Genomic DNA, 26,035 nt, shown 5'->3' on the forward strand with positions numbered 1-26,035 from the left:
TTAATAGAAAATATTAACAGCGCTATTTTTTATTTTTTAAAGGATTTTGAAAAGGGTTTCAAGATATTGAAGATTCAAGAGATTTAAACGGTTTTAAGGTTTGGGGTAAATTACAAAAAATAAGGGAAGTAAATGGAGGGGTAGAAATGAGTCAAGTAGCTAAAAAATCCGCTGTAGAAACAGTATCTGAAAATGGATTCAGAAAGTTTGGAATGAAAGACAAAATTGGATATATGTTTGGTGACTGGGGGAATGATTTCTTCTTTATTCTAGTTGCAGCATTCTTAATGGTTTTCTATACAGATGTCTTTCATATTAATCCTGCTGCAGTCGGTGGATTATTCTTTCTTGCCCGTTTGTGGGATGCAATAGCCGACGTTTCATGGGGCCGTTTTATAGATACAAGAAAAGCAGGGAAAAACGGCAAATTCAAGCCTTGGATTTTTAGAATGTCTTTCCCGCTTGTTATTTCTGGTGTTTTGATGTTTGTACATATTCCAGGAATGTCAGATGGATTTTATCTTGCTTATGCTTACGTAACATATATTATTTGGGGAACACTATATAGTACAGTTAATATCCCTTACGGATCGATGGCGTCAGTTATCACAGGCGATCCTGTTGAACGTACTGCACTATCTAGCTGGAGAACATTAGGTGGAAATTTGGCTGGTTTAATTATTAACGTGGTTGGACCAATGATTTTATTTGTTAACAACCGACCAGATGCTAATCACTTCTTATTAGCTGCATTACTTTTTGGTGGACTTGCACTAGCTTGTTACATGGCTTGTTATAAATTATCTGTTGAACGGATTGTAATGGATGAAACAAATAAACCACAGATGAACTTTGGACAAACAATGAAAGGTCTTGTTAAAAACAGACCATTAATCTGGTTCCTTATTGCTTCATTATTGTTCCTGGTTATCTTTATGTTAATTGGTGCAGTAAACGTGTATTTATTTAAGGACTACTTCGGAAATGCAAAAGCATTAAGTATGGTTGGTCTTTTTCAATCTATTGCAGTATTTGTAGGTATGCCATTTGTTAAACCATTAGTTGCGAAATTTGGTAAAAAAGAAGTGGCTTCTGGTGGTTTATTACTTGCTGCTCTTGTATATGGTGCTCTATATTTCCTTCCTAACTTAACAGCAACACAATTTATTGGAATTTTAACGGTTGGAATGTTAGGTTATGGTCTTTTCAACCTTGTCATTTGGGCTTTCGTTACTGACGTTATTGATTATCATGAGTATTTAACTGGCTTACGTGAAGATGGAACCGTTTACTCGATCTATTCTATGGCACGTAAAGTTGGTCAAGCAGTTGCTGGCGGCGTTGGCGGAGCAGCAATCGCAGCAGTCGGTTATAATTCAAATCTTAAAGCACAGACAGCTGATACGCTTCAAGGAATCCATACAATTGGAACTCTAGTACCAGCAATTGGAATTGGTCTTGTGTTCCTAATCATAGTATTCTGTTATCCATTAAACAAAAAGCGTACGGCACAACTTGCGGCTGATTTAGCTGAAAAAAGAGAAGGAAAACACTAATTCATTAGCATAAGAGAGAAGATAGCTAAGATCAGCTTAGCTATCTTCTTTTTTTATAATGATAAGAATGTATAAGTTTTAGAACCTGAATTACTGTCTAGCTCCAGCGCATTAGCTCCTTTCTTGATATATCCGCTTACAAATTAGTATTGACGGAATTTGTCGATGGTGTTATTCTAACGGTGCAGACAATTAATTAGTTTATTAAACAAATTAAATTAAATTAACACGCTTTGAAACCTCAAAATATCATCCATACATTCTTGGTAGTTTTGAAAAGGGTTCCAAGTAAACGCTTTTAAGTAAATAGGAAGGGAAGAGTGAAAGCAATGGAGAATAGTGTCTCAAAGAAACTAACCTTAAAAGAAAAATTTTCATACGGTTTAGGTGATGTTGGTAATGGATTTATGTTTGATATGGGGCAAATTTATTTGCTAAAATTTTATACCGATGTTTTAGGAATTTCTGCTTATTGGGGCGGGCTAGTATTTTTAATATCGAAGATTTTTGATGCATTTGCGGATTCTGCCGTTGGTGCATTCGTAGATAAGCGAAAAGTAGGTAAGAGAGGTAAGTTCCGTCCCTTCATCTTATTTGGATCGATTCCGCTTGCCATTATGACTGTTATTTCTTTCATGGCACCCGAGTTTTCAGACACTGGAAAAATAGCCTTTGCTTTTATTACTTATATGGCCTTTGGGTTGTCCTATTCCATTGTCAATATCCCTTACGGATCACTTGCAGCATCCATGACCCAAGATTCTGTGGATCGTGCCTCACTTGGCTCCTTTCGAGCGATTGGCAGCCAATTTGCACTGCTTATTTCGGGTATGGTCGTAATCCCAATTGTTCTATATTTTCCAAATGAAAAATTAGGATATATGGTAGGGATCGCTTCGATGGCGTTAGTAGGGGTAATCTTCCATTATTTTTGCTACCGAAACACAACTGAAAATATTATTAGAGAGCCTCAAAAAGAAAAAGAAAAGGTTCCGATGTCAAAACTATTCAAACTATTACTTAGTAACAGACCGTTAATTGCCCTTTGTTTCGTTTGCTTGTTTATGGTTGCCGGAAGTAACCTGCGCACGGCAGTTCAGTTATATTACTTACAGTATAATTTAAATAATCCCGGTCTTATGTCTTTGCTTTCTTTTACTAGTATTGGAATCGCTGTCATTGGTTCATTTTTTATTCCAGCACTTGTTAAAAGATTAGGAAAAAAGAAAACATTCATAATCGGTCTTTTAATTGGAATTGCTGCGGATGTTGCAAACTTTCTGTTACCGGCAAACATACCGACTTTCCTAATATTGCTTACAATTGGAAGTTTGGGTCTTAGCTTTGCACTTGGTTTACCATGGGTAATGGTTGCAGATGCAGTGGACTATCATGAATGGAAAACAGGACAAAGGACAGAAGGGATTGTATATTCAAGTTATAGTTTCTTCCGTAAACTAGCGCAGGCACTTGCTGGATTTATTCCTGGTGTAGCACTTGGGTTAATTGGTTACGTTCCAAATGCAGAGCAAACTGCTAGCACACTCATTGGTATAAAAGGGTTAATGTTTCTTGTTCCAGCTGGACTAAACTTAATTGCAGCGATTATCTTAATTGTTCTGTATAATTTAACAGAAGACTTATATAAAAAGATTGTTAATGAACTTAAAAATAAACAAAAAGCTAATAATGGTTTAAAAAGCGCGTAATAATTACAAATAAAAATCCCCTTTTAGCAATTGCTAGAAGGGGATTTTTCACTGTAAAGTTAAATTGAGAGCGCGTTTTCAATTTCATTGTCTTTTAGATCATAGGGCAAATTTAGCATCGGGACATCTAGAAATTGTTTGATAGCAAGTGCACATGCTCCAAGAACACATGATTTTTTTCCGATAGTAGAAATCATTAATTCACGATAATGACTAATTGAGGAATTTAGATTTTTGCTAATTTTATGGAGCGAGTCGGGATAAATTCGCAACAATTCACTATCAAGTACGAGCACGTCTGGGTTATACATGTTAATCATATTATTCAATCCAATAGACAGATAAAAAAGGAAATCTTCCATCAATTGGTGTACTTCTTCGTCGCCTTCATTAAGCCATTTTTGAATATGTTCGTAAGTCAGATCTTTAATCTGGCGTTTTTCAGATAAATACTCAAAAATACTCGATTCAGAAGCATATTTTTCCCAACAGCCCTTATTTCCACAATTGCAAGGTTTCCCCTCTGGTACCACAATCATATGACCTATTTCACCAGCAAATCCATCATGGCCACGGAAAAAGTCATTTTTCATCATCATGCCTAGGCCGATCCCCGAATAGAGGGTGGCACATAACAGGTTGTCTGTTTCATGGTGCACATAGACCCTTTCGGCGAAAGAACTTAGATTTGCATTATTTTCAATGTAAATTGCGATATTTATTTCTCTCTCTAAATCACTCTTAAGATTAACTTCATGCCAATCAAAACGTGGAACATAGTGGATTTCTTCGTCTTTTGTAACCAGACCATGTATGGCGACAACAATTCCGACAATACCATAGCGGCTGGAAGTGTAATCTGATTTGATCCTTTTGACTTGTTGAATTAGAATCGGGAGAATCTCCTCATATTTTGTAGTATTTAATTGGATAATACTTGAAGAAACGGGACAACCAAGAAGGTCTGATATTGTAAATGATATTTGACCATAATCAAGGTCAATACCAAGTGCATAGCCGGCATCTCCATTTAATGAGAGCATAATTGGTTTTCTTCCAACCGAATAATGCTCTAGGTGTGTTTCTATAATTAGCCCTTCTTCTAATAAGTCAGCAACTTGCGCTGAGATCGTTGCTCTTGTCAAATTAGTGGCTTTGGATAGATCTGCTCTTGAAATCATGCCTTCTTTCACAATTTCTCTAATGATTAAAGAGCGATTAATTTTCTTTATATATGCCGCATCACCGGTAACCATTAATATCCTCCATTTCGGGCATTACTTTGTGTATATTCTTATTATATCAGTTCTTTAATTAATTGGACGTTTATATTCTATTTATTCCTAAATAGTTAATTGACTAAACATATTAAACATGATAAATTATGTATGTAATTAATTTGTTTAATAAACAAATTAAAATAGAATTATCTGTTAGCAAATATTTATAGATTACTGTAAGGGGTTACAGCAAGCGCATCTACGTATGAATTGTATTATAAGGAGATGGATTAGATGAAAAAATTTATGGATCAACACTTTTTGCTAAATTCCGAAGCTGCAGTAAAGTTATATGAAAATGCAGCAGCAACTTCACCAATTTTTGATTTCCATTGTCACCTAGATCCGAAAGAAGTTTGGGAAAACAAGTCATATGAAAATATTACCCAAATTTGGCTTGGTGGGGACCATTACAAGTGGAGAACGATGCGCATGAATGGTGTTGGTGAACGCTATATTACAGGTGAAGCTAGTGATTGGGAAAAATTTGAAAAGTGGGCAGAGACAGTCCCTCATTTACTTGGAAATCCTGTTTATCATTGGACACACTTGGAATTAAAAATGTTTTTCGGAATTAATAAAGTATTAAGTCCAGAAACAGCTCGTGAAATTTGGGATGAATGTAATGAAAAATTACAGTCATCAGAATTCAGTGCGAGGGCTTTAATTGAGAGGTCAAACGTAAAGTTTATCGGAACGACCGATGATCCAATCTCCACACTAGAATACCATCAATTATTAAAAAATGATGACACCTTTGAAACGACGATTGCACCAACATTTCGACCAGATGGTGCGATGTTTATTGAACGCCCAACTTTTGCAAGCTGGATTCAAAAATTGGCGGATGTTTCCGGCATAAAAACAGATTCCTTAGATGGCCTTTTATCAGCTTTAAAACAAAGAGTCGAGTATTTTCATGAAAATGGCGGCCGTGCGTCTGATCATGACATCCAAAAGATGGAATATGTAGAAACAAGTAAACAAAAAGTAGAAGCGATCTTCAATAAACGTATAAGCGGTGAACAGCTTACAGATGAGGAATTGATCGCCTATCGGATTTTCCTATTAAAAGAACTTGGAAAAATGTATGCTGAAAAGCAGTGGGTTATGCAGCTTCACATGGGAGCGCTGCGAAACAATAACACTAGAATGAAAGAATTGCTTGGGACTGATGTGGGATTTGATTCAGTTGGAGAAGCTAATATGACTGAAGGCTTGTCGAGATTCCTTGATTCCTTAGATCAAGAAAACGCACTGCCAAGAACAGTATTATTTAACTTGAACCAAAAAGATAACGTAACATTAGCTGGCATGATGGGGAACTTCTATGAAGAAGGTGTTCCTGGTAAGGTTCAATTAGGTTCAGGATGGTGGTTTGTTGATCATATCGATGGTATGGAGAGACAAATGAAGGATTATGCAAATGTTGGATTACTCAGCCATTTTATCGGTATGCTAACAGACTCGCGCAGCTTCTTATCTTATGCTCGTCATGATTACTTCCGCCGAATTCTGTGTAATATCCTTGGCGATTGGGTGGAAAAAGGATCGGTACCAAATGACATGAAGCATATGGAGCAAATGGTAAGGAATATCTGCTTTAATAATGCTGAAAGATATTTTTTAGAACGCTAAATAAGGCTTCTCATTGACCACATTTATTTTACATGGTTGGAAAAACTATTGATGTGTATTATAAAGAATATTTAGTCAAAAAGCACTTTTTGTTTGTATTATTATCAGAAATATGTTTATCTAAATAGGATTATTAAATAAGAAAGAGGGATTGTATGTCTAAACAACAAATTGGTGTAATTGGTTTAGCCGTTATGGGTAAAAACCTTGCCCTAAATATCGAAAGCCGCGGTAATTCTGTCGCTGTTTTTAATCGTTCTTATGAAAAAACAGAAGAATTCTTAAAGAATGAGGCAGAAGGAAAAAACTTTGTAGGTGCTCGTACCGTTGAAGAATTCGTTAATTCTTTAGAAAAGCCTCGCAAAATTTTATTAATGGTTAAAGCAGGTACTGCAACAGATGCGACAATTGACTCCTTGAAGCCATATCTTGAAGAAGGCGATATCCTAATTGATGGTGGGAATACATTCTTCCAAGATACGATCAGACGTAATAAGGAACTAGAGACAGCAGGATTCCATTTCATCGGAACTGGCGTTTCAGGTGGAGAAGAAGGCGCATTAAAAGGTCCTTCTATCATGCCAGGCGGTAAAGAAGAAGCTTATAACCTTGTTAAACCTATCTTAGAAGCCATTTCTGCAAAAGTAGAGGGCGATCCTTGCTGTACGTATATTGGTCCGAATGGTGCGGGTCACTATGTGAAAATGGTTCATAACGGAATTGAGTATGGAGATATGCAGTTAATCTGTGAAGCTTATTTTATTTTGAAAAATGTCCTTGGTTTAGATGCAAAAGAGCTTCATGAGGTCTTTGCTGAATGGAATAAAGGCGAATTAGACAGCTACTTGATTGAAATTACGGCTGATATCTTTACAAAAGTGGATGAAGAAACTGGTAAACCAATGGTAGATTTAATCCTCGATACAGCTGGTCAAAAGGGTACTGGTAAATGGACAAGCCAAAATGCTTTAGACTTAGGTGTTCCACTTCCAATTATCACTGAATCTGTATTTGCCCGCTTTATTTCTGCAATGAAGGATGAGCGTGTTAAGGCAAGTCAGGTTCTTAATGGACCAGAAGTTAAGGCTTTTGAAGGCAATAAAGAAGAATTAATCGAAGCAGTTCGTAAGGCGTTATATATGAGTAAAATTGTTTCTTATGCACAAGGTTTTGCACAAATGCGTGCTGCATCAGAAGAATACGATTGGAATCTTCGTTACGGAGATATCGCAATGATTTTCCGCGGCGGCTGTATCATTCGTGCGCAATTCTTACAAAAAATCAAAGATGCCTATGATCGTGATCCTGAATTAAGAAACCTATTACTAGATCCTTATTTTAAAGAAATCGTTGAGAACTATCAGCAGCCATTACGTCAAGTTCTTGCTGTGGCGATCGAACGTGGAATCCCTGTCCCATCCTTTGCAAGTGCAATTGCTTATTATGACAGCTATCGTACAGAAACACTTCCAGCAAATCTATTACAAGCACAACGTGACTATTTTGGTGCACATACGTACCAACGTATTGATAAAGAAGGTATTTTCCATACAAACTGGATGGAATAATAACAGCAAGTTACCGAAATGAATATATGGCCAAAAGGGCTGTCTCAAAAGTGATAAATCACTCTTGGGGCAGCCCTTTTATTTTTACATAGCACTTCCACTTTTCTTAGTGCCTGACACCATTCAATCCTTTTCGGAATTCAGAAGGAGTGATTCCATTGATCTTTTTAAATACCTTTGTAAAGTAGTTGACGTCGTTAAAGCCTACTAATAAAGCAATGTCTGTGATGGACAGACTTTCATTCTCCATAATTTTTATGGCTTCATTAATCCTGAGTTTATTGATGTAATCTGTTATCGATTTACCCGTCTCTTTTTTAAATTGTCTTGAAAGTTCGTAACTATTAGATTGAATAGCATTGGATATGGTATCCAGTCTTAAATCTTGATCTAAATTTAAACGAATATACTCGATTGCTTTTCGAATTAAACGATTGAAATTTTTTAAGGAGAGCTTTTTTACAGCATCACAATATTCATAGTACATTTGCATTTGAAGGTCCGAGAGCTGCTGAATGGAAGACGTCTTTTCAATTTGGATAGCAAATTTTTCTGAAATGCTGTCGATATATACAGGATGAAGACCGCCTCTTTCAGCTGAGATTCTTAACACTGTATTGTTTACGAAAGCTAAATTCTTTCTGGATCGTAAAGGGTCATTCGGAATGCGATCTGGGATTTTCTCAAAGAGAAACATACCTTCGTTTAATACTTTATCTAACTTTGCTCGATTTCCACTTTCTACAGCTGACATGAGATCATTTTGAGTACGATATCTTTCTTCGATAGTAGCAATAGATGGCCTAGCGTTTATTTTTACGGCATCGGAAATCATAGGGTATTCAGAGTGCAGCGAATAATTAATTTTACCGATCGTTATCTTTCGGGTGGAAGAATTATTCCGGTTAAAATTTGAGGAAAGATAAGCAAGAAATTCGGCGATGGTTTGTGCTTTGTATGTACTAATTAACGGAAGAGATAAATAAAATTGTTCCATTATATGGCTAAGTGAAATAGAGAATTTGTTAGTAAAGAGTATGTCATGAATCATTAGAGAAGTAGGTTCCTCAAACAAAAAAGGTCCCACCACAATACTCCCTATGTAAACCTCCTGTCTATACAGTTTTGCAGAGATAAAATTAATCTTGTATGAACTAGAATGGAATAGAACATCTGGTTCAGACGCTAAATCGTGTAGATTCAATAAACTATGAAAATTTCCATAGTACTCTTTTAAAGGTTCAGGTACTTGATTGTGGCCAAATTCACTTATTATCTGTGATTTGAGATCGATAAAAATGGTATCAATATGGGAAAAACTGAACGCAAATTTGCATAATCTTTCAAGTTCTTGATAGGACATGCTAACACTTCCTGATTGTCTTTAATTTTCTTATTTATTATAAACATTTTACTATTATTCGCAAAATTTTACGAGAATAGAAAAACGTTTTCATTTATGATTAGAGCATAAATCATCAAATCCTGATTTGTAGATGATAGCAAAAGGTCTGTTAACAACCTATAGAAATAAGGAGGAACAGTCTGACGTGAATAATGATTTATTGATTTCAGGTTTTTCGGATGAAATTTCGTCTGATTTTGATATTCAAATAGAAGTTGTAGCGAAGTTAGGTATGCGTTACATTTCATTGCGTGGTATTGATGGAAAAAATATAGGTGACTTTACTGTCGATGAAGTTAAAGAAAATGTTCAACCAAGGCTTCAAAAAGCTGGAATCGGTGTTTCTTCTATCGGCTCACCAATTGGTAAAGTCTTCATCAATGATGAAGAAGGATTTGCAAAGCAAAAGCTAATGTTGGACACGCTTTGCCAAATTGCTATTTTATTAGATTGTAAATACATTCGTATATTCAGTTTTTATATTCCAAAAGGTGAAGTCCCCGACCAATATAAAGAAGAAGTGATTAGCAAACTAAAAGAGTTTTCGGCGATTGCGGAAAAGCACAATGTTATTTTATTACATGAAAATGAAAAGGACATCTATGGAGATATTGCGAGAAGATGTTATGAGATTTTAAAAGAAGTTGGTTCAGCACACTTTAAGGGGATTTTTGACTTTGCTAACTTTGTTCAATGTGGTGAGGACACACAGGAGTGTTTCAATTTATTAAAGGAAGAAATAGTTTATATCCATATTAAAGATGCAGTTACAACCGATCATGAAAACGTAGTATGTGGCACGGGTGAAGGTAAGATTCCTGAGATTCTATCCCAAGTAATAAACAGTGGTTACAAAGGCTTTCTAACACTTGAACCACATCTAGTTCTCTTTGACTCCTTAAAAGATCTAGAGCTTGAGGATGCGGCGGAGGTTATTAAGGACAACAAAGGGCTGGATGGTGCCAGCGGCTACAAGCTTCAATATGAAGCACTTCTAGACATTCTTAAAAAAATCGAAAGCGAGGGAATTTAATTATGGCAGATGTAAGATTAGGGATTATTGGATTAGGTGCAGAAGGTGGTATGTACGCAAATTTCATTTCTGAAGGAAAAGTTAAAAACATGGTGATTGGTGCGATTTGTGATAATGATCCTGCTAAAAAACAAGTAGCGGAAGAGAAGTATCCTGGTGTTCCTTTCTACGATAATTATATCGATATGCTTGAAAGTGGTGATGTTGATGCAGTCGTTACAACTGTTCCACATTATCTACATCCTGAAATGGGAATTGAATCACTAAAAAGAAACATTCATGCATTAGTGGAAAAACCAGCTGGTGTTTATACAAAACAAGTGAAAGAGTTAAACGATTTTGCAGCATCCAAGCCTGAACTTAAGTTTGCCATCTTCTTTAACCAGCGTACAAATCCACTTTATAAAAAAGTAAAAGAACTTATTGATAATGGTGAGATTGGCAGCATCCGCAATACCAACTGGATTATTACTACCTGGTGGAGACCTCAAGGGTACTACAATCAAAGTGAATGGAGAGCAACTTGGGGTGGTGAAGGCGGTGGTGTCCTTGTAAACCAAGCACCACACCAAATTGACTTGCTTCAATGGATTTGCGGCATGCCGAAAAAGGTTTATGCAAAAGTAAATTATGGCTATCAAAGAGATATTGTGGTTGAGGACGATGTGACTGCAGTATTTGATTATGGAAATGGTGCTACTGGTGTATTCGTAACTCGTACACACGATGTAATGGGAACTGACCGTTTAGAAATCCTAGGAGATAAAGGAAAAATCGTGGTAGACGATAGTAAGAAAGTAACCATTAAGCGCCTGAAACAATCTGAGAATGAAATGAGCAATTCCATGGATATGTCAGATGTTATGAAGCTGTTTATGGGCGGCGGTGCAGGTGACATTTTCACTGAGGAAGTACTTGATTTTGGTAATGTTTGGGGCGAACAGCACATTGCTGTATTAGAAGACTTTGCTTCTGCAATTGTAGAAGGTACCCCATTATTAGCTCCTGGCAGCGATGGAATTAATGGTGTTAGACTTGCAAATGCGATGCACCTATCAAGCTGGTTAGGCAAGGAAATAGAAGTACCATTTGATGAAGATTTATTCCTAGAAGAATTAAATAAACGGATTGCTGAAGAAGGTAAATACCCGGTTAGAAAGTAATCGAACATTTGAAACGAACTCGGGTGCAAAATACGCTCCCGAGTTCGTTTCAAAAAAGGGGAGGAGCAAATGCTAAAAGTAGCGGTAATTGGACTTGGAGATATTTCTAAAATTCATATTCCATCTATACAAGCTAACCCAAATGCCGAGTTGGTGGCAGTTTGTGAAATTAATGAATCATTAAAAGATACCGTACCAGGGGTAAATTTTTATACGGATTATAACGAGATGCTTGAAATAGAAAACCTTGATGTTGTCCATAATTGTCTTCCTCACTATCTACATTATCCTGTAACAAGAGATTGTGTAGATGCGGGAGTTCATGTTTTTCAAGAAAAGCCGTTGGGCTTGAACACTGAGGAAGGAAGGGCACTGGTAAAACTAGAGGAAGACCATAGTGAAGTTAAAATCGGAGTCTGTTTACAAAACCGTTATAATGAGTCGTTTGAAATGCTTATGGAGATTGTCAAAGGCGGCGAATATGGCAAAGTCACAGGGGTTAAAGGGCTGGTGGCTTGGTATAGGCCAAAAGCTTATTATGATGTGAAACCATGGCGTGGAAAAATGGCGTATGCCGGGGGCGGTTCCATGATCAATCAATCCCTTCACACACTGGATTTAATCCAGCTAGTCGGCGGAAAAATAGAATCAATAAGAGGTTCTGTGGACCAATTATTGGATTATGGGATTGAAGTGGAAGATACAGCTTCTGCACATATACTCTTCGAAAACGGTGCAAGAGGATTATATTTTTCAACCAATGCAAATCCTGAGAACTCTAGTGTAGAGCTAGAAGTATATCTTGAAAAGGGTAAATTCATCATTAAAGACAGCATTCTCACAAGGGTAAATGAAGAGGGAAAAAAGGAAGAATTGATAGAAGATGCTAAGCTGCCTGGATCGAAATTCTATTATGGTGCCAGCCATACGAAAACAATTAATCAATTCTATAACTGTATTTTACAGGGCAATCATGATTATGTTCATGCAAAGGATGCGCTTGTATCTATTCAAATGATTGATGCAATTCGACTATCTTCAGAGACAAAACAAAGTATTAAGATGGAGGGGTAACCATGAAAAAGGGTAAAATCGGCGTGCAAATGATGATGCTTAAAGGCAAAGTCGAAGAACTTGGTGCCTATGAAACAATGAAAAAAGTAAGTGAACTTGGCTATCACGCTGTAGAGGTATCACAGATCCCGATGACAGCTGAGAACGTCGCGGAATTAAGGAGAGCTAGTAACGACTTTGATATCAAAATAGCGGCTCTTTCAGCTGCACTAGAGCCCATGCTTCCTGGAGCGCCTGGTGAGACATTAACTAGTGATTTTGAAAAAATCGTAAATGATTGTAAGACGCTCGATTGTAATTTTTTACGAATCGGAATGCTGCCGTTAACTTGTATGGGTCACAAAGATAGAATAATGGATTTTATTGAAAAAGCAGAAGCGATGGCCCATAGATTAGCTGAACATGGAATTGAATTGTATTATCATACACATCACCTTGAATTCCAAAAATATGATGGTGAATATTTATTGGATATCATTAAAAACAACACAACTAAACTAGGTTTTGAGTTAGATGTTCACTGGATTCAAAGAGCAGGCGTAAACCCTGTTGAGTTTGTTAAACAATACGCTGGCCGCATTTCTTTAATTCACCTCAAAGATTACCGAATCGGACAAATGGATTTAAGTGAAGTAGACTTTAAAGATATGGCAAAATTCATGCATATTTTTACGAATACGATTGAATTTGCGGAACTTGGGGAAGGTAACCTTGATATCAAGGCAATTACTGAAGCAGGTCTAGAGAGTGGCGCACAATATTTCTTGGTGGAACAAGATGATACATATGGCCGCGATCCATTCGACTGTTTAGAAATTTCAGCAAAACATTTGAGAAAATTAGGATTTACTGAATGGTTTTAAATAAAATGGGTGTCAGGCACTAGAATGAAGTGCCCCCCCGTCAAGTAGACAGCGAAAATAAATAAAACAGACTAAGCGGCGTTACCCCTGTATTCTAAGGGACTAAGGCCGTTTAATCTTTTTTGTAATCGTTCATAATTATAAAATCTTATGTATTCCTCAATGTCTTTTTTCAACTCTTCAAATGTACTGTACTTGTTTAGATAAATACTTTCACTTTTCAATGTTCCCCAAAAAGCCTCCATTGGTCCATTATCGATACACCTTCCGACCCTCGACATACTTTGAACCATCTCTGCTTTATTAATTTTCCTTTTAAAATGCAGGAGAAGTGTATTGAAATCCTCGATCACTATGAAGGAGGGGTTTTGCTCCTGGGTAGCTTCCAAAGCTAAATCAGAGGTTTTAATGCTTGGCTTATACTTTTTCCTTTCCGTCGGATAACCGATTGAATACCCCCACCCCTCATTATTCTATACACCCGCTTGTGGTTAATATCCTTTGATAAGGTACGTCTGAGATTCAATGTAATTCGACGATAGCCATATATGCCATCTACCTTTTTATATAGAAGCTTTATCTCCTTAAGGATTTCTTAATTAAAACTCTCATTTTCTGAAGGGGAACGGATAATCCACTTATAATAAGCTGAACGTGGCTCAAAGACGCTTCTTTAAACGCCTCCTTTCTAGTTCCTCCAATTTTTTTAAGAATGCATTTTCTGCACGAAGCCGTTCATTTTCGCGCTCCTATTGCTTCATTTCTCGCTGATCAAAAACATTCAATATTTGAAATAATGAGAAATATTTTAAGTGATTAAAACAAGATTTTGAAAACAGAAAGTAAGTTTATCGATTATTATGTTATTAATGGAAGGTGAAATCAACCTAAACACTCCGTTAATATTTAATACTCTTTTTTAACTTTTTTTCATTAACGTTTGTAATCGCTTTCTTAAAAGTTTTTTAAATTTAGAAAATTATTTAAAGATAGAATAGGAGGAGTTAAGATGGAAGGTAAAGGGAAGTTGAATTTGCCAGCAGGTATTGAACAGTCTTGGGATGTGTTATTAGATTCCGAGGTGCTTAAAAGATGTATTATGGGGTGCAAAAAATTAGTGCTTGTAGAAGAAGATAAGTATGAAGCTGATATTTCTATGGGTGTTGCAGCAGTGAAAGGTGACTACTCCTCTACTATTGAATTAGCAAATATTGATAAACCTAAATCTTATCGAATGATCGTAAAAGGTGAGGGCGGTCCTGGAAGTATTGAGGCTGTCGCAGATATTAACCTTGAATCAGTAGATGAAAACACAACTGTTCTTCATTACACCTTTGAAGCAGAAGTGGGAGGAAAAGTTGCGATGGTCGGTCAACGAATGCTAGGTGGCGTAGCCAAGTTGGTCATTAAAGACTTCTTTAGTAAATTTGGGAAAGAATTAAAAAAAGCAAACGTACACAGTTAATTAAATAATTAATCAAATAAAGGGGAGAAGGGAGAGATTTTTTATGAATTTAGGTACATTATTGGATTTTGCGGTTGAGCGCTATCCAAACCATATCGCTCTAGTTCAAGGACTAAAATCTTATACATATGTCCAATTGCAAAATGAAGTAGAAAAAGTAGCTGCTTCTTTGCAGCGTCTAGGCATTCAAAAGCAGGACCGTGTTGTCGTAATCTTAAAGAACAGACATGAGAATGTTATGGTTTACTGGGCATTACAAAAGATCGGTGCGATATATACTCCAATAAATCACCGCTTATCTACTAAAGAGGTCGAGTATTGTGTAAACGATGCTGAAGCGAAAGCGGTCGTCTATGAATTAGCAAGTCAAAATGCTGTGTTAGGTTCGAACTTTGCTAGAAGGCCAATCTTGATTGGTGTTGAGAATTACAATGGTGTAGATATTTCTTATCCTGAACTAGTAGACAGAAGCCCAAGAAGTTATCAAAAGCCAACTTTAGATGAAAATGATATTTCTATTATGCTTTACACATCTGGAACAACAGGACGTCCAAAGGGTGTACCACGAACCCATAGGAATGAATATGCCTCAGCAATGGCACATATCGTCCAAAACCAGTATCATTTATGGGAAAGCACGTTAGGAGTAATGCCGCTTTATCATACAATGGGAGTTCGTTCGCTGCTCTCAATAGCTTTTTTAAATGGGAAATTTGCCCTTTTACCAGAATGTGACTTTGATGCTGGTGAGGCGCTTGAAATTGTACACAAAGAAGGAATTTCTTCCCTTTATTTAGTGCCGACGCTTTATCATGATATGCTAACACACCCAGATTTTGACAAGTATGACCTTTCTAAGCTTGAAAAAATCGGTTATGCAGGTGCAGCGATGACAACGACATTAGTAAATCAATGTATGAGCTTACTTAAACCAAAACTGTTTGTAAATCATTACGGCAGTACGGAAGTTTATACGTTTACCATCTGCCCGAATGTTCATGAAAAGCCAGGCAGTGCTGGTAAACCTGGTATACACCAAAATATTCGTCTGGTAAAAGCAGATCCAGATGGCCATTCTACTCCTGATGATATTGTTGGGAAAGAAGAAGTTGGTGAAATTATTGCAAACCTGGATTCCATTGAAGCATTCAAGGGGTACTGGAATCGCCCTGATGCTACTAATAAAGCGATTCGCGAGGGCTGGTATTTTACAGGGGATATTGGTTTTATTGATGAAGACGGCGACTTATTCGTTGTTGGCCGGGTTGACGATATGATTATCTCTGGAGGAGAAAACATTCATCCATTAGAAGTTGAAGATTGTCTGACTCAACATCCTAAAGTTTTGGAAGCTTCCGTTATTGGGGAGCAGGATGATCGCTGGGGACAGATCGTATCAGCCTATATTGTTTCTAAAGACGAATCAGTTACAGCGCAAGAACTGGATGAATTTTGCAAGAATCTTCCCAGTTTATCTAATTTCAAAAGACCTCGTAAGTATACGTTTGTAAAAGAAATTCCAAAAAGTCCTGTAGGAAAAATTCTTCGCCGAAAATTGCGTGAAGGTGATTTTGATGCGCTGCACAATCAAAGCGAAACTATCAGCAAATAAAAATCCTAAAATAGAAAAGGGGAAATAACAAATGACTATAACAGAACAAACCTATGACCACATTCGAGTAGAGAAAAATGTAGAAAAACAAACGGCAACAATCGTGTTCGATCGTCCAGAGAAAATGAATTATATCAGTATGCTCGGCAGAGATCAGCTTACAGAAATTTTTGCTGGTTTAAATCAAGACGATGAAGTGCGTGTCATCATCCTCAAAGGAGCCGGTGATGTATGCTTCAGTGCAGGAGGAAGCATTCCTGAATTTTTGGCGACACATCAAGAAAAACTTTCTCATCTTGCAGAGAACGTTGCTGCTCCTGAGCGTTCTCCAAAACCTGTCATCGCTCAGCTCCAAGGGTATACGTTTGGTGTAGGACTAGAACTTGCGATGGCATGTGATTTCAGAATCGCACGGGAAGATACGCTGCTTGCCCTTCCAGAAATGAACCTAGGAATGATCCCAGGGAGCGGAGGTACACAGAGAATTGCAAAGGTTGTGGGCTTAACAAGAGCAAAGGACATGATTATGCGTGCAAGAAAAATTCCTGCTGATGAAGCGTATCAATGGGGTCTTTTAACACAAGTAGTGTCCAAAGAGGACCTTCAACAAACAGTAGATTCACTAGTTGAGGAGCTTGTTCGATTTTCTCCGATTGCCCAGCGTGTCGCTAAAGAAGTGTTAAACGCCTCTGAAGAAAGTCCGTTAAGTGTTGGCTTGAAAATGGAAGGGAAAGCATACGGTCTCTTGCGTACAACACAAGACTTTAAAGAAGGCGTAGACTCGTTCGTTGAAAAGAGGAAACCTGTTTTTACAGGAGTGTAATAAAGAGATAATCACCGGCAGAGGATGCCGGTGATTATCTCTTTATAAAGGGAGTTAAAAAAAGTTACTATTACAATTCATGTATGCTTCAAGGGGGTTAATAGAACATAGATAGTAGAAGGAGTGTTGGCATGCAGCTAAACAAGGTTTCGGAAAACAAGAAAGGGTTTTCAAGTCATTTGAATGTAAATACTATTAGTGCAGGAACGATGGCAGCAATCTTTGGCTGTACTGGTCCGTCATTAATTATAATAAACGGAGCAGCAAATGGTGAATTAACTCAAACACAGATGATTTCTTGGTTATTTGCAATATATTTTTTTGGTGGGGTTTTAGGAATACTTATCTCCCTGAGAAATAAACAGCCGATTGCTGGCGCTTATTCAATTCCTGGCGCTGTGCTTATTGTCGGTTCATTGTCAAACTTTTCTTTAAATGAAGCTGCAGGTGCTTATTTAGCGGCAGGGATCATTGTATTTATTTTGGGGATTACAGGGGTTATCGGTAAAGTGATGCACTGGATTCCGGTTCCAATTGTTATGGCGATGATTGTTGGAGCAATGATTAGTTTTGGGACAGAGATGATTGCATCACTCGAAAAAGCACCAGTCATTGCAGGTTCATCAATCCTCGTGTATCTTCTCTCATTCCGTTATATAAAAAATTTTCCACCCATTTTAATGTCATTAGCAGTTGCTATCGTTTTATCGGTAACAATGGGAGAATTCCAAGTGAGAGATTTGGAATCAGTTTTTATCGTACCTCAGCTAGTTACACCATCGTTTAACATTGATGCGATTATTTCAATCGGTATCCCACTTGCACTATTAGTAATTGGTGCTGAAAACGCTCAGGCTACAGGTGTGTTAATGACACAGGGATATAAACCACCGATTAATGAGATGACCATTTTAAGCGGCATTGGCGGGGTTATCACGTCTTTTTTTGGAGGACATAATGCGAATATAGCGGGGTCAATGACAGCAATCTGTGCATCAAAAGAAGCTGGTCAAATGGAAGGAAGATATGCAGCAGTCGTTGTTTGTGGTGTGTTATTTTCAACATTTGGATTGTATGCAGGTTCAGTCATACCTTTTGTAGCTGCAATGCCGAAAGTATTAATCAGTACTGTTGCTGGACTGGCTATGATTGGAGTTCTTTTAAGTTCATTGCAGGAAGCGTTTTCTAAACCTCACTTCCAGGTTGGTTCATTTTTTGCCCTCATCATTGCGATGTCAGGAATCCATTTTTATGATGTAAGCTCTCCATTCTGGGCGATATTAGGCGGTGTTGCTATTTCTCTGATCATTGAAAAAGCTGATTTTAAAGCCACTCGTGATCATCAAAACGTAAAAGGTGCAGATTCTAAAGTATCTCATGGAGTGTGAAATAATAAACATTCCCCAGGTTCTAGAAGTATGGGGGGAATGGTTGAACACAGACTGTATGTCACTTATGAAAAGAATAAAAAATTAGTAGGAGATTTATGGGGAAAGAGAGGTGGATGTTATGTAGGACTTTTGGTCTCCATTCTTTTTATCCGTAAAAGTATCTATCGTAGCATTCATTTTTACGGCGTTTTTTGGAACTTATGCGGGAAAATGGTTATCTGGAAAGTTATTTAGAGGGAAAATCGTACTAGAGACAATATTGATGATTCCTTTGGTGCTGCCTACGTCGATGGGGCAGGAGAGTGGAAGGTGTTTTGGAAAGTAGAAGTACCGCTTACTTTAAAACAGCTCGCAGCAGGTATCATTTTAAGTTTCACACGCAGTTTTGGTGAGTTTGGTGCAACCTTGATGTTTGCAGGCAATCTTCCTGGAAAAACCCAACTGTTCCTGTAGCTATTTATATGGCGTATGAAACTAGTGACATGCAAAAGCTTTGGCTATGGGTGGCCGTGTCCATCGCCATTTCCTTCCTCTTTTTATGGATGAGCTCCTGTTTAAAATAATGTGAAACTTCTTTCATTGGGGCTTTCAACGTATAGAGGGAATGAGACCATATCCCCCGTAAGGGTTCAGTGTTTGGGATGATGGCCTAGTTCAAGTACCTGCACTTGATAGGAGAATGTTGAATTTGAGGTGACAATCATGAAACATTTATTAATACATGATCATTTGAACCGTCCATTGCGTGATTTGCGGATTTCCGTTACAGACCGCTGTAATTTCCGGTGCACGTACTGTATGCCTGCAGAAATTTTCGATCAGGATTATGTATTTATGCCAAAGGAACACCTTCTCACATTTGAAGAAATTGAGCGGTTGGCAAGAATTTTTGTTCAGCTTGGGGTGAAGAAAATTCGTTTAACAGGCGGTGAGCCTTTATTAAGAAAAGATTTGACTGTTTTAGTCCAGAATCTGATGAGGATTGATGGAATTGATGACATAGGGTTAACGACAAATGGCGTTTATCTAGTAAAGCACGCTGCTGATCTTAAAAAGGTTGGTTTAAAGCGGGTGAATGTCAGTCTCGATGCAATCGATGATGAGTTATTCAAAAAAATAAATGGAAGCGGAGTCAGCACGAAAGCAGTTTTAAAAGGAATTGAAGCAGCACGTAATGCAGGGCTTGAAGTAAAAGTGAACATGGTTGTGAAAAAAGGGATGAATGACCATGAAATTATTCCAATGGTTTCTTATTTTAAGGAGCGGGGGATTACTTTACGATTCATTGAATTTATGGACGTTGGGAGTACGAACGGTTGGAATTTTGATCAAGTTGTTTCCAAAAAGGAAATATACGAGATTATTCAAGCTGTTTATCCGCTTGAGCCGATTGAACCTAGTTATTTTGGAGAGGTAGCAACACGTTACTGTTACGTAGGTACAAATACGGAGGTAGGCTTTATCACCTCTGTTTCGAAATCATTTTGTTCAAGCTGTACACGCGCACGCATTTCAGCGGAAGGAAAACTGTACACGTGTTTATTTGCAGCAAAAGGCTTTGATTTAAGAGAAAAGCTCAGATCAGATGCAACAAACGAAGAGATAGCAAAGGCGGTTAAGGAAGTATGGAATAACAGAAAAGACCGTTATTCTGATGAACGTACAGAAGAGACAGTGAAAAACCGAGAACGAATTGAAATGTCTTATATTGGGGGATAAAAATTGTAAACAACAGTTTTAATCAAGTCCTTTTTAACGTTGAAAATAAAAATTGTTTTCTAAATGAATGTACCGAAATATTAACAGGCGTGCAGGAAGGAAGGAGTGAAAGTGAAAGACAGATATTCTAGACAGGAGCTCTTTTCACCGATTGGAAAAGAGGGTCAGAAAAAGATAAAAGACGGATGCAACGGATAATTTTGATACAAGAATGGTACTCAATGACCTTTCTCAAAAGAAAAATATTCCTTGGATTTATGGCCTGTGTCGGAAGTTTCAGCATAAGCTATACGATTATACCAGGAAAAACGCCGTGTTTGCATTGCTTGCTTGAACATGTGCCTGTTGGAGGAATGACATGTGATACAGTCGGAATTATCAGTCCTGTTGTCCAAATGGTTGTAGCTTATCAAGTGTCAGAAGCGCTGAAAATACTAGTAGAAGACGAAGAATCGTTAAGGCAAACACTTGTGTCTTTTGATTTATGGAAAAACCAGTATACTGCTGTTAAGGTAGGGAAAATATCTATTCTCACTTCTAATCTTTAACTTTTTAAAAAAGCAAAGCGTATCTCTAACTAGGGAGTTAGATTGTGAGATTATTCGTTAATAAATTTTCGCCGAATTCTAGCATACAATGGCTCATGGAAAGAATGAAAAACGCAGTGGATAAATTATTATATGAAGTAATTACGAACCCCATCAATGTTCAGAAAGTGATTGATAAAGTCGTAAGAAGAGAAGCTGGAGCGCTGACAACTTTTATTGGGACTGTCTAGGAAATTACAAAAGGAAAACGGACATTGTATCTAGAGTATCATGTGTATTTATCGATGGCAGTAAAAACACTTGAAAAAATTGGGACGGAAATTAAAGAGAAATGGCCTGAAGCGAAAGCGGCAATTACCCATCGAATCGGAAAACTGGACATTTCTGATATTGCCGTCGTGATAGCTGTTTCGACTCCACATCGCAAAGACGCATATGATGCTAACGAATACGCTATAGAACGCATTAAGCAAATTGTTCCTATATGGAAAAAAGAGTATTGGGAAGATGGTGATATGTGGATTGGTAATCAACTCAGGGAAACCGGAAATGGAGGAACACAAATGATTACCGTTTTATTATTTGCGCATCTGTAAGAACAGTTAGGAACAGATAAGATGATAATCAATAAGGTAGAATTAACAGTTGCAGAATTAAAAGAAAAAGTAGTAGAAGAAATTGGTTGGGATCAAAGACAGCCCTTGATGGTCGCAATTAACGAAGAATATGCGATTGATGAGGATTTAATTAAGGAAGGCGACATTGTTGCGCTGATTCCTCCTGTCAGTGGAGGATAATAACATGAATATCAATTGATCTGATGCAAGGTATTAAACAATAAGAAATGAAAATAGGGAACGTAAAAATGCTCTAATCCAAAGACTAGAGAGGAAATTAAATATCCGAGCGACAAAATTAAAAGTGCAGAGGTGAAATGTATGCTAAATAGTTTAGAAGTATCATATGTAACGATTGATTTGCCTTTCAGATTAAACCATGTCAATTGTTTTTTGGCAAAAGGAGAAGATGGATGGACAATAATCGATTCAGGACTCCATAATTCAATAACTTACAACAAATGGAAACCTATTATTAAAAACAAAAAAGTTGCCAATATCATTATTACTCACTATCATCCAGATCATTACGGCTTTGCTGGTAGACTGCAGGAAATGACAGGTGCGAAGGTATTTATGACCGAGATTGATAAAAATACAGCCATACGAAATTGGGGAGAAAAAAATATTGACTCTTTAGGAGAGAACTACTACAAATGTGGGATACCCAAAGAAACAGCATATGAGATGGCCAATAATGAGGCAGGATTCACACCTCTAGTAACTCCACACCCCAAAGTAGATTATTTTTTACAAGAAGGCAATAAATTTTATTTTGGTAAATATGAATATGAGGTATTAAATGCTCCAGGGCATTCTGACGGATTGATTTGTCTTTATAATAAAGAGAAAAGTGTCTTATTTTCTACAGATCATATCCTTCCTAAGATAACACCAAATATTTCCTATCATTTTCATGGTGAAAGAAATCCACTCGAAAAATTTCTAGAGTCACTTCATAAATTTAAAAAACTTGAAGCGGAGTTTGTAATACCTTCTCACGGTGAGCCATTTTGGAATGCAAATAAAAGAATTGATGAGATAATTAATCATCATTATGAGCGACTTTCTAAAATACTCGAAATACTAGTTTCCCCTCGTTCTGTTTATGAGATTAATAATCTAATATTTGGCCGTAATTTTACTTCTCACGAAATGAGATTTGCAATCGGAGAAACAATATCTCATCTAGAATATTTATTAAATAGAGGGGAATGTACAAAGGAATTGGATAATGGAATTTACATATATAAAATATAAGGAATGATTTATTATTTTATTCTGTTCTCTTTATCTCTGAACATAAATACCTCTTGCAATTAGCAAAAGGTATTTGTGTGACGGAAATTCGTATTTTGTGCACGCAATCTATTCTGAATGAATTATTACAGGTTTGGGGTACGTTTCCCGAATTCTTGAAATTATTTTCTAGAAGGAGTAAGTCTATCAAATGTATTACCATGGATATCAGCGATACCCCTATAAAGGACATAAATTATAAAACAAAGAGTTTAGAGTTTGAAATAAGAAAAAATTTAAAAATAGAAAAATAAGATTTTAAAAGGCTAATGTAAAATAATTGATTATTCTGTTATTAGGGATTATTTTTTCATTCTACTTCATTTTGGAATACCTATTTACTTACCGATATTTGAAAACGTTTTCTATGTTGTTTTGAAATTTGGAAGATTATTAAAAACATAGAATAATGGTAGGTAAAAGAAAGCAGCGTATCTTCTGGAAAAGTCATCGCCGCCATTGGTTTAAGGAGGAGGCGCTTGCAATCTGGATTCAAAAGGACTAAATTCTGTTCCTTGGAAACTCGTAACGCGATCTATCATGTTAGCTTATTGTGGTCAAAAGTTACTAGGAGGAATGGTCAGATGTTTTAGGTAGACTTTTAGCCTTAGACCTAGTTCTGTGTGACCAGGAACAAGAATCTTTTTCTTTCCAATGGAGTGATAAAAAAGGAGGTTTACAATTTGGGTATCGAAAGAGGTACAGACGTTAGAAAAAATATTAAGGATTTTTTCGGTAATTTAACTCCCGCTGCTCTTGGAACTGGTCTGGTTGCTGCATTGTTTAGCATTATGGGGCCAGGTTTAATTGTAATGAATGCAGCTAAAGAAGGGAATCTTTCAGTTGAGCAGGCAGTTTCCTGGTTATGCATTATTTATATAGCTGGCGGAATATCTACAATTTTCTTGTCACTCCGCTATCGTATACCAATTGTGGTTGCTTATACCATACCTGGTGCTATCCTTATAGGTAATGCCTTAAATCATATACCATTTCAAGAGGCAATTGGGGCATCTATTGTTGCTGGTATAGTGGTTACAATTCTTGGAATATCAGGTTTGATAAAGAGGGTAATAGAGTATATTCCTCTACCTGTCATGTTAGGTATGATTGCTGGTGTCCTTCTCTCTTTTGGTATTAAAGCAATTCAGGCTGTGGTAGAGGCACCAGCTGTTGCTGGGAGTTCCTTTGCAGCATTTTTTCTCTTGTTATCAATGAAAAAGTTCTCTAAGAAATTCCCACCTATTCTAGGTGCAATGATAATAGGAGGGGTATTCGCTACAGCACTTGGCCAGACAAACTGGGGGTCGATAGAACCTTCATTTACTCATCCTATATTTGTAGTACCTCATTTTAGTATTCAAGCAACCTTAGAACTCACGTTGCCCTTAATTATACTTATTATCGGTGTTCAAAATATGCAAGCTGTCGGGGTGCTTTACGCTACAGGATATAAACCGCCTATCAATGCGATGTTTACTCTTCCAGGTATTGGTACGATCATTAACTCTCTTTTTGGAGGACATCCTACTGTTATAGCAGGACCAAGTACTGCAATGGTTTCTAGCGATGCAGCTGGTGAGGATAAAAATTTAAGATATGTAGCAGCAACTTTTGATGGATTTCTCTGGATTTGTTTTGGCTTAGTAGCAGGGATGGTTATTGCAGTTTCAACGGTTGTTCCTGGCCAATTACTTTCAGTGCTTGGCGGTCTAGCTATATTTGGAGTGTTTATAAGCACTTTTGCCGGAGCTTTCAACGGGAAATTTAAAAATGGAGCCATGGTAGCATTTCTTATAGCTATTTCTAATGTTACCGTATTTTCAGTTGGTGCCGCTTTCTGGGCTCTATTGGTTGGATTTGTCGTTTCATTATTACTTGATCGAGAGGACTATCGCAAAGCAAAAAGTAAAATGCTTACAGAAAATGAAAAAGCAAAGAGTGCATAATATATATAGCTTAATCATATTTGAAAAAGCAGCATTCGGCCCTTGACTGTATCTTTTATAATAGACGTTTTTCTAAAAAGGGAATATGCTGCTAGTAGGTGATCTCAGTATTAAACTGGGATCATTTTCTTTAATCATGATTTGTATTTCTCTTAATATTTAAGATGTGAGCGATGGATATCTATAGTTTTTGAATTCTTGAAAATCCTGAGATCTTATCTATCTTATAAAAGGGAGAGGAGAAAGAGCAATGAGTTTTATTAAGAATATCAAACAAAGTTTCTTAATTCAGAAAAAGCTATTAGTGTTTTGCAAATAGTCTAGCAATTGCTAGACTATAATAATTATCCATACAATTTCAAATTAAAGAACTGGATCTTTTATGAGGCGTGGCATAATTACTGCTACTGGGTATCCATTAATGGCCCCAACAATCAGTATAAGCAAAGAGATAGGCCAACTATAAATGAAATCATCTATAAAATCCAAAAAGAGTCGATCCTACTTCTCCTACTAAATAAACAACGATTGAGCCATCCCTAATAGCTTCCAATTATTAATTTAATTGTTCATCAGTCTTTGGAAACGTGCCATTTCTATAACCGCACTTTCACCATCACCGTCACCTAGTCCTTCTCCTTTGTCAGTCTCTACTTGAAATTCATAAGATACAAAGTGTCTAGTAACTTTTGTGATTTTTACTGTAGCTTTTACATTTGTCCCAATTGATGTAGGTGCGCGGTGGTAAGTTTGCTGACGAACTCCTACAATACCGTGACCTTCATGTATTAGTGGAAGAAGTGCGTCGTTTAAAGCCGGTTCCGCCATTAGCCCTACAATTGCTGTTGCTAACACATGGACACCCTCGTTACCCAAGTTATGTGCTGTTACTTCCTGATCAACTACTATCGTAGATATACCGAACTCACCTACTGCTTTTTCCTTCCATGACATATTGGATCGGCCCCTTTACAAAAATTCTTCTATATAAACTTATCTGTTATGTGTACAGAAAATTATTAAAAGCTTTTTTAAAGTGTTTTAAATATTTATTTACTTTTCTCACTCATACAACGTTTTGTTGAAAAATAGACAAAGGGGAATGATGGATAACAGGTTGTGATAAACGGAGGGATTTCATGAGACCAGTTTATTGTTTAACCGTTACTCGCCTTTTTCCTGATGCATAAAAGTCAATATGGTATAAGTGTATGTTGTCAAATAGTAATTTTAATGATCAAAATTTTGAATATAGAAAAAAGTTTATCGATTATTTTATTATTAATGAAAGGTAAAGGGAGTTTGAATACGTGTTATAAAATT

Annotated in this window: 21 protein-coding genes and 3 pseudogenes; 19 read left to right on the plus strand and 5 right to left on the minus strand. The window is 36.9% G+C overall.

The window, feature by feature from the left end:
• Positions 1 to 146: 146 nt before the first annotated feature.
• Both AC4QJR_RS06175 and AC4QJR_RS06180 read left to right on the plus strand, forming a co-directional pair.
• Positions 147 to 1,556, plus strand: a complete 1,410-nt coding sequence (locus AC4QJR_RS06175) for an MFS transporter (protein WP_496525641.1) — start codon at positions 147 to 149, stop codon at positions 1,554 to 1,556.
• Positions 1,557 to 1,885: 329 nt separating this feature from the next.
• The gene (locus tag AC4QJR_RS06180; RefSeq protein ID WP_496525642.1) at positions 1,886 to 3,265 is read left to right on the plus strand and encodes a glycoside-pentoside-hexuronide (GPH):cation symporter; all 1,380 of its coding nucleotides are present in this window, start codon (positions 1,886 to 1,888) and stop codon (positions 3,263 to 3,265) included.
• 59 nt (positions 3,266 to 3,324) lie between these two features.
• Here the strand turns inward: AC4QJR_RS06180 and AC4QJR_RS06185 are convergent, their stop codons facing one another.
• Positions 3,325 to 4,521, minus strand: coding sequence for an ROK family transcriptional regulator (locus tag AC4QJR_RS06185; protein WP_496525643.1), 1,197 nt, complete (start codon positions 4,519 to 4,521; stop codon positions 3,325 to 3,327).
• A gap of 258 nt (positions 4,522 to 4,779) precedes the next feature.
• On the opposite strand from AC4QJR_RS06185, the gene uxaC reads away from it, so the two are divergent.
• Both uxaC and gnd read left to right on the plus strand, forming a co-directional pair.
• Positions 4,780 to 6,183 carry a glucuronate isomerase gene (gene uxaC / locus AC4QJR_RS06190; RefSeq protein ID WP_496525644.1) on the plus strand — a complete coding sequence of 468 codons (1,404 nt, stop codon included), beginning with the start codon at positions 4,780 to 4,782 and terminating at the stop codon, positions 6,181 to 6,183.
• 155 nt (positions 6,184 to 6,338) lie between these two features.
• Positions 6,339 to 7,751 carry an NADP-dependent phosphogluconate dehydrogenase gene (gnd, locus tag AC4QJR_RS06195; RefSeq protein WP_098572089.1) on the plus strand — a complete coding sequence of 471 codons (1,413 nt, stop codon included), beginning with the start codon at positions 6,339 to 6,341 and terminating at the stop codon, positions 7,749 to 7,751.
• A 106-nt stretch (positions 7,752 to 7,857) separates the two neighbouring features.
• On the opposite strand, the gene AC4QJR_RS06200 is transcribed toward gnd, so the two are convergent.
• Positions 7,858 to 9,114, minus strand: a complete 1,257-nt coding sequence (locus AC4QJR_RS06200; protein WP_496525645.1) for a helix-turn-helix domain-containing protein — start codon at positions 9,112 to 9,114, stop codon at positions 7,858 to 7,860.
• A 187-nt stretch (positions 9,115 to 9,301) separates the two neighbouring features.
• Between AC4QJR_RS06200 and AC4QJR_RS06205 the strand changes: the two genes are divergently transcribed.
• From AC4QJR_RS06205 to AC4QJR_RS06220, 4 genes are all read left to right on the plus strand, one after another.
• Positions 9,302 to 10,189 carry a sugar phosphate isomerase/epimerase family protein gene (locus AC4QJR_RS06205; protein WP_496525646.1) on the plus strand — a complete coding sequence of 296 codons (888 nt, stop codon included), beginning with the start codon at positions 9,302 to 9,304 and terminating at the stop codon, positions 10,187 to 10,189.
• Between the two features lie 2 nt (positions 10,190 to 10,191).
• Complete coding sequence (locus AC4QJR_RS06210) at positions 10,192 to 11,352, plus strand: Gfo/Idh/MocA family protein (RefSeq protein WP_496525647.1); 1,161 nt, start codon at positions 10,192 to 10,194, stop codon at positions 11,350 to 11,352.
• Positions 11,353 to 11,421: 69 nt separating this feature from the next.
• Positions 11,422 to 12,426, plus strand: coding sequence for a Gfo/Idh/MocA family protein (locus AC4QJR_RS06215; protein ID WP_496525648.1), 1,005 nt, complete (start codon positions 11,422 to 11,424; stop codon positions 12,424 to 12,426).
• A 2-nt stretch (positions 12,427 to 12,428) separates the two neighbouring features.
• Positions 12,429 to 13,289, plus strand: coding sequence for a sugar phosphate isomerase/epimerase family protein (locus AC4QJR_RS06220; RefSeq protein ID WP_496525649.1), 861 nt, complete (start codon positions 12,429 to 12,431; stop codon positions 13,287 to 13,289).
• A 71-nt stretch (positions 13,290 to 13,360) separates the two neighbouring features.
• Here AC4QJR_RS06220 and AC4QJR_RS06225 read toward each other — a convergent pair whose 3' ends face one another.
• On the minus strand, positions 13,361 to 13,582 hold the full coding sequence (locus tag AC4QJR_RS06225) for a transposase (protein WP_496525650.1): 222 nt from the start codon (positions 13,580 to 13,582) through the stop codon (positions 13,361 to 13,363).
• A 98-nt stretch (positions 13,583 to 13,680) separates the two neighbouring features.
• A complete protein-coding gene (locus AC4QJR_RS06230; RefSeq protein ID WP_496526629.1) occupies positions 13,681 to 13,881 on the minus strand; it encodes a helix-turn-helix domain-containing protein in 201 nt (66 codons plus the stop codon).
• A 417-nt stretch (positions 13,882 to 14,298) separates the two neighbouring features.
• On the opposite strand from AC4QJR_RS06230, the gene AC4QJR_RS06235 reads away from it, so the two are divergent.
• The 11 genes and pseudogenes from AC4QJR_RS06235 (at position 14,299) to AC4QJR_RS06285 (ending at position 24,712) form a co-directional block, all read left to right on the plus strand.
• Positions 14,299 to 14,754 (plus strand): SRPBCC family protein, encoded by a 456-nt coding sequence (locus AC4QJR_RS06235; RefSeq protein ID WP_496525651.1) that lies wholly within the window; start codon positions 14,299 to 14,301, stop codon positions 14,752 to 14,754.
• Positions 14,755 to 14,797: 43 nt separating this feature from the next.
• Entirely contained in the window at positions 14,798 to 16,366 is a 1,569-nt protein-coding gene (locus AC4QJR_RS06240; protein ID WP_496525652.1) for an AMP-binding protein, read from the plus strand.
• A gap of 31 nt (positions 16,367 to 16,397) precedes the next feature.
• On the plus strand, positions 16,398 to 17,189 hold the full coding sequence (locus AC4QJR_RS06245; RefSeq protein ID WP_496525653.1) for an enoyl-CoA hydratase/isomerase family protein: 792 nt from the start codon (positions 16,398 to 16,400) through the stop codon (positions 17,187 to 17,189).
• A 131-nt stretch (positions 17,190 to 17,320) separates the two neighbouring features.
• Entirely contained in the window at positions 17,321 to 18,577 is a 1,257-nt protein-coding gene (locus tag AC4QJR_RS06250) for a benzoate/H(+) symporter BenE family transporter (RefSeq protein ID WP_496525654.1), read from the plus strand.
• A gap of 166 nt (positions 18,578 to 18,743) precedes the next feature.
• Positions 18,744 to 19,143 (plus strand): annotated as a pseudogene (locus AC4QJR_RS06255) (molybdate ABC transporter permease subunit).
• A gap of 139 nt (positions 19,144 to 19,282) precedes the next feature.
• The gene (gene moaA / locus AC4QJR_RS06260; protein WP_496525655.1) at positions 19,283 to 20,299 is read left to right on the plus strand and encodes a GTP 3',8-cyclase MoaA; all 1,017 of its coding nucleotides are present in this window, start codon (positions 19,283 to 19,285) and stop codon (positions 20,297 to 20,299) included.
• 184 nt (positions 20,300 to 20,483) lie between these two features.
• Positions 20,484 to 20,823, plus strand: a pseudogene (locus AC4QJR_RS06265) (ThiF family adenylyltransferase); the annotation flags it as partial.
• Positions 20,824 to 20,951: 128 nt separating this feature from the next.
• Positions 20,952 to 21,443: pseudogene (locus tag AC4QJR_RS06270) on the plus strand (molybdenum cofactor biosynthesis protein MoaE).
• Between the two features lie 21 nt (positions 21,444 to 21,464).
• Positions 21,465 to 21,644, plus strand: a complete 180-nt coding sequence (locus AC4QJR_RS06275) for a MoaD/ThiS family protein (protein WP_496525656.1) — start codon at positions 21,465 to 21,467, stop codon at positions 21,642 to 21,644.
• A 141-nt stretch (positions 21,645 to 21,785) separates the two neighbouring features.
• Entirely contained in the window at positions 21,786 to 22,724 is a 939-nt protein-coding gene (locus tag AC4QJR_RS06280) for an MBL fold metallo-hydrolase (RefSeq protein WP_496525657.1), read from the plus strand.
• Between the two features lie 722 nt (positions 22,725 to 23,446).
• Positions 23,447 to 24,712, plus strand: coding sequence for a benzoate/H(+) symporter BenE family transporter (locus AC4QJR_RS06285; RefSeq protein ID WP_496525658.1), 1,266 nt, complete (start codon positions 23,447 to 23,449; stop codon positions 24,710 to 24,712).
• Between the two features lie 561 nt (positions 24,713 to 25,273).
• Here AC4QJR_RS06285 and AC4QJR_RS06290 read toward each other — a convergent pair.
• Positions 25,274 to 25,666, minus strand: a complete 393-nt coding sequence (locus AC4QJR_RS06290) for a thioesterase family protein (RefSeq protein WP_496525659.1) — start codon at positions 25,664 to 25,666, stop codon at positions 25,274 to 25,276.
• Positions 25,667 to 26,035: the final 369 nt, after the last annotated feature.

It is taken from the genome of Neobacillus sp. BP17, from assembly GCF_059579525.1.

Excerpts from the sequence above, each read along its gene's own strand:
- AC4QJR_RS06175 (WP_496525641.1), top strand. The coding sequence starts at position 147 with ATGAGTCAAGTAGCTAAAAAATCCGCTGTAGAAACAGTATCTGAAAAT.
- AC4QJR_RS06180 (WP_496525642.1), top strand. The coding sequence starts at position 1,886 with ATGGAGAATAGTGTCTCAAAGAAACTAACCTTAAAAGAAAAATTTTCA.
- AC4QJR_RS06185 (WP_496525643.1), bottom strand. The coding sequence starts at position 4,521 with ATGGTTACCGGTGATGCGGCATATATAAAGAAAATTAATCGCTCTTTA.
- uxaC (WP_496525644.1), top strand. The coding sequence starts at position 4,780 with ATGAAAAAATTTATGGATCAACACTTTTTGCTAAATTCCGAAGCTGCA.
- gnd (WP_098572089.1), top strand. The coding sequence starts at position 6,339 with ATGTCTAAACAACAAATTGGTGTAATTGGTTTAGCCGTTATGGGTAAA.
- AC4QJR_RS06200 (WP_496525645.1), bottom strand. The coding sequence starts at position 9,114 with ATGTCCTATCAAGAACTTGAAAGATTATGCAAATTTGCGTTCAGTTTT.
- AC4QJR_RS06210 (WP_496525647.1), top strand. The coding sequence starts at position 10,192 with ATGGCAGATGTAAGATTAGGGATTATTGGATTAGGTGCAGAAGGTGGT.
- AC4QJR_RS06215 (WP_496525648.1), top strand. The coding sequence starts at position 11,422 with ATGCTAAAAGTAGCGGTAATTGGACTTGGAGATATTTCTAAAATTCAT.
- AC4QJR_RS06220 (WP_496525649.1), top strand. The coding sequence starts at position 12,429 with ATGAAAAAGGGTAAAATCGGCGTGCAAATGATGATGCTTAAAGGCAAA.
- AC4QJR_RS06225 (WP_496525650.1), bottom strand. The coding sequence starts at position 13,582 with ATGGTTCAAAGTATGTCGAGGGTCGGAAGGTGTATCGATAATGGACCA.
- AC4QJR_RS06235 (WP_496525651.1), top strand. The coding sequence starts at position 14,299 with ATGGAAGGTAAAGGGAAGTTGAATTTGCCAGCAGGTATTGAACAGTCT.
- AC4QJR_RS06240 (WP_496525652.1), top strand. The coding sequence starts at position 14,798 with ATGAATTTAGGTACATTATTGGATTTTGCGGTTGAGCGCTATCCAAAC.
- AC4QJR_RS06245 (WP_496525653.1), top strand. The coding sequence starts at position 16,398 with ATGACTATAACAGAACAAACCTATGACCACATTCGAGTAGAGAAAAAT.
- AC4QJR_RS06250 (WP_496525654.1), top strand. The coding sequence starts at position 17,321 with ATGCAGCTAAACAAGGTTTCGGAAAACAAGAAAGGGTTTTCAAGTCAT.
- moaA (WP_496525655.1), top strand. The coding sequence starts at position 19,283 with ATGAAACATTTATTAATACATGATCATTTGAACCGTCCATTGCGTGAT.
- AC4QJR_RS06275 (WP_496525656.1), top strand. The coding sequence starts at position 21,465 with ATGATAATCAATAAGGTAGAATTAACAGTTGCAGAATTAAAAGAAAAA.
- AC4QJR_RS06280 (WP_496525657.1), top strand. The coding sequence starts at position 21,786 with ATGCTAAATAGTTTAGAAGTATCATATGTAACGATTGATTTGCCTTTC.
- AC4QJR_RS06290 (WP_496525659.1), bottom strand. The coding sequence starts at position 25,666 with ATGTCATGGAAGGAAAAAGCAGTAGGTGAGTTCGGTATATCTACGATA.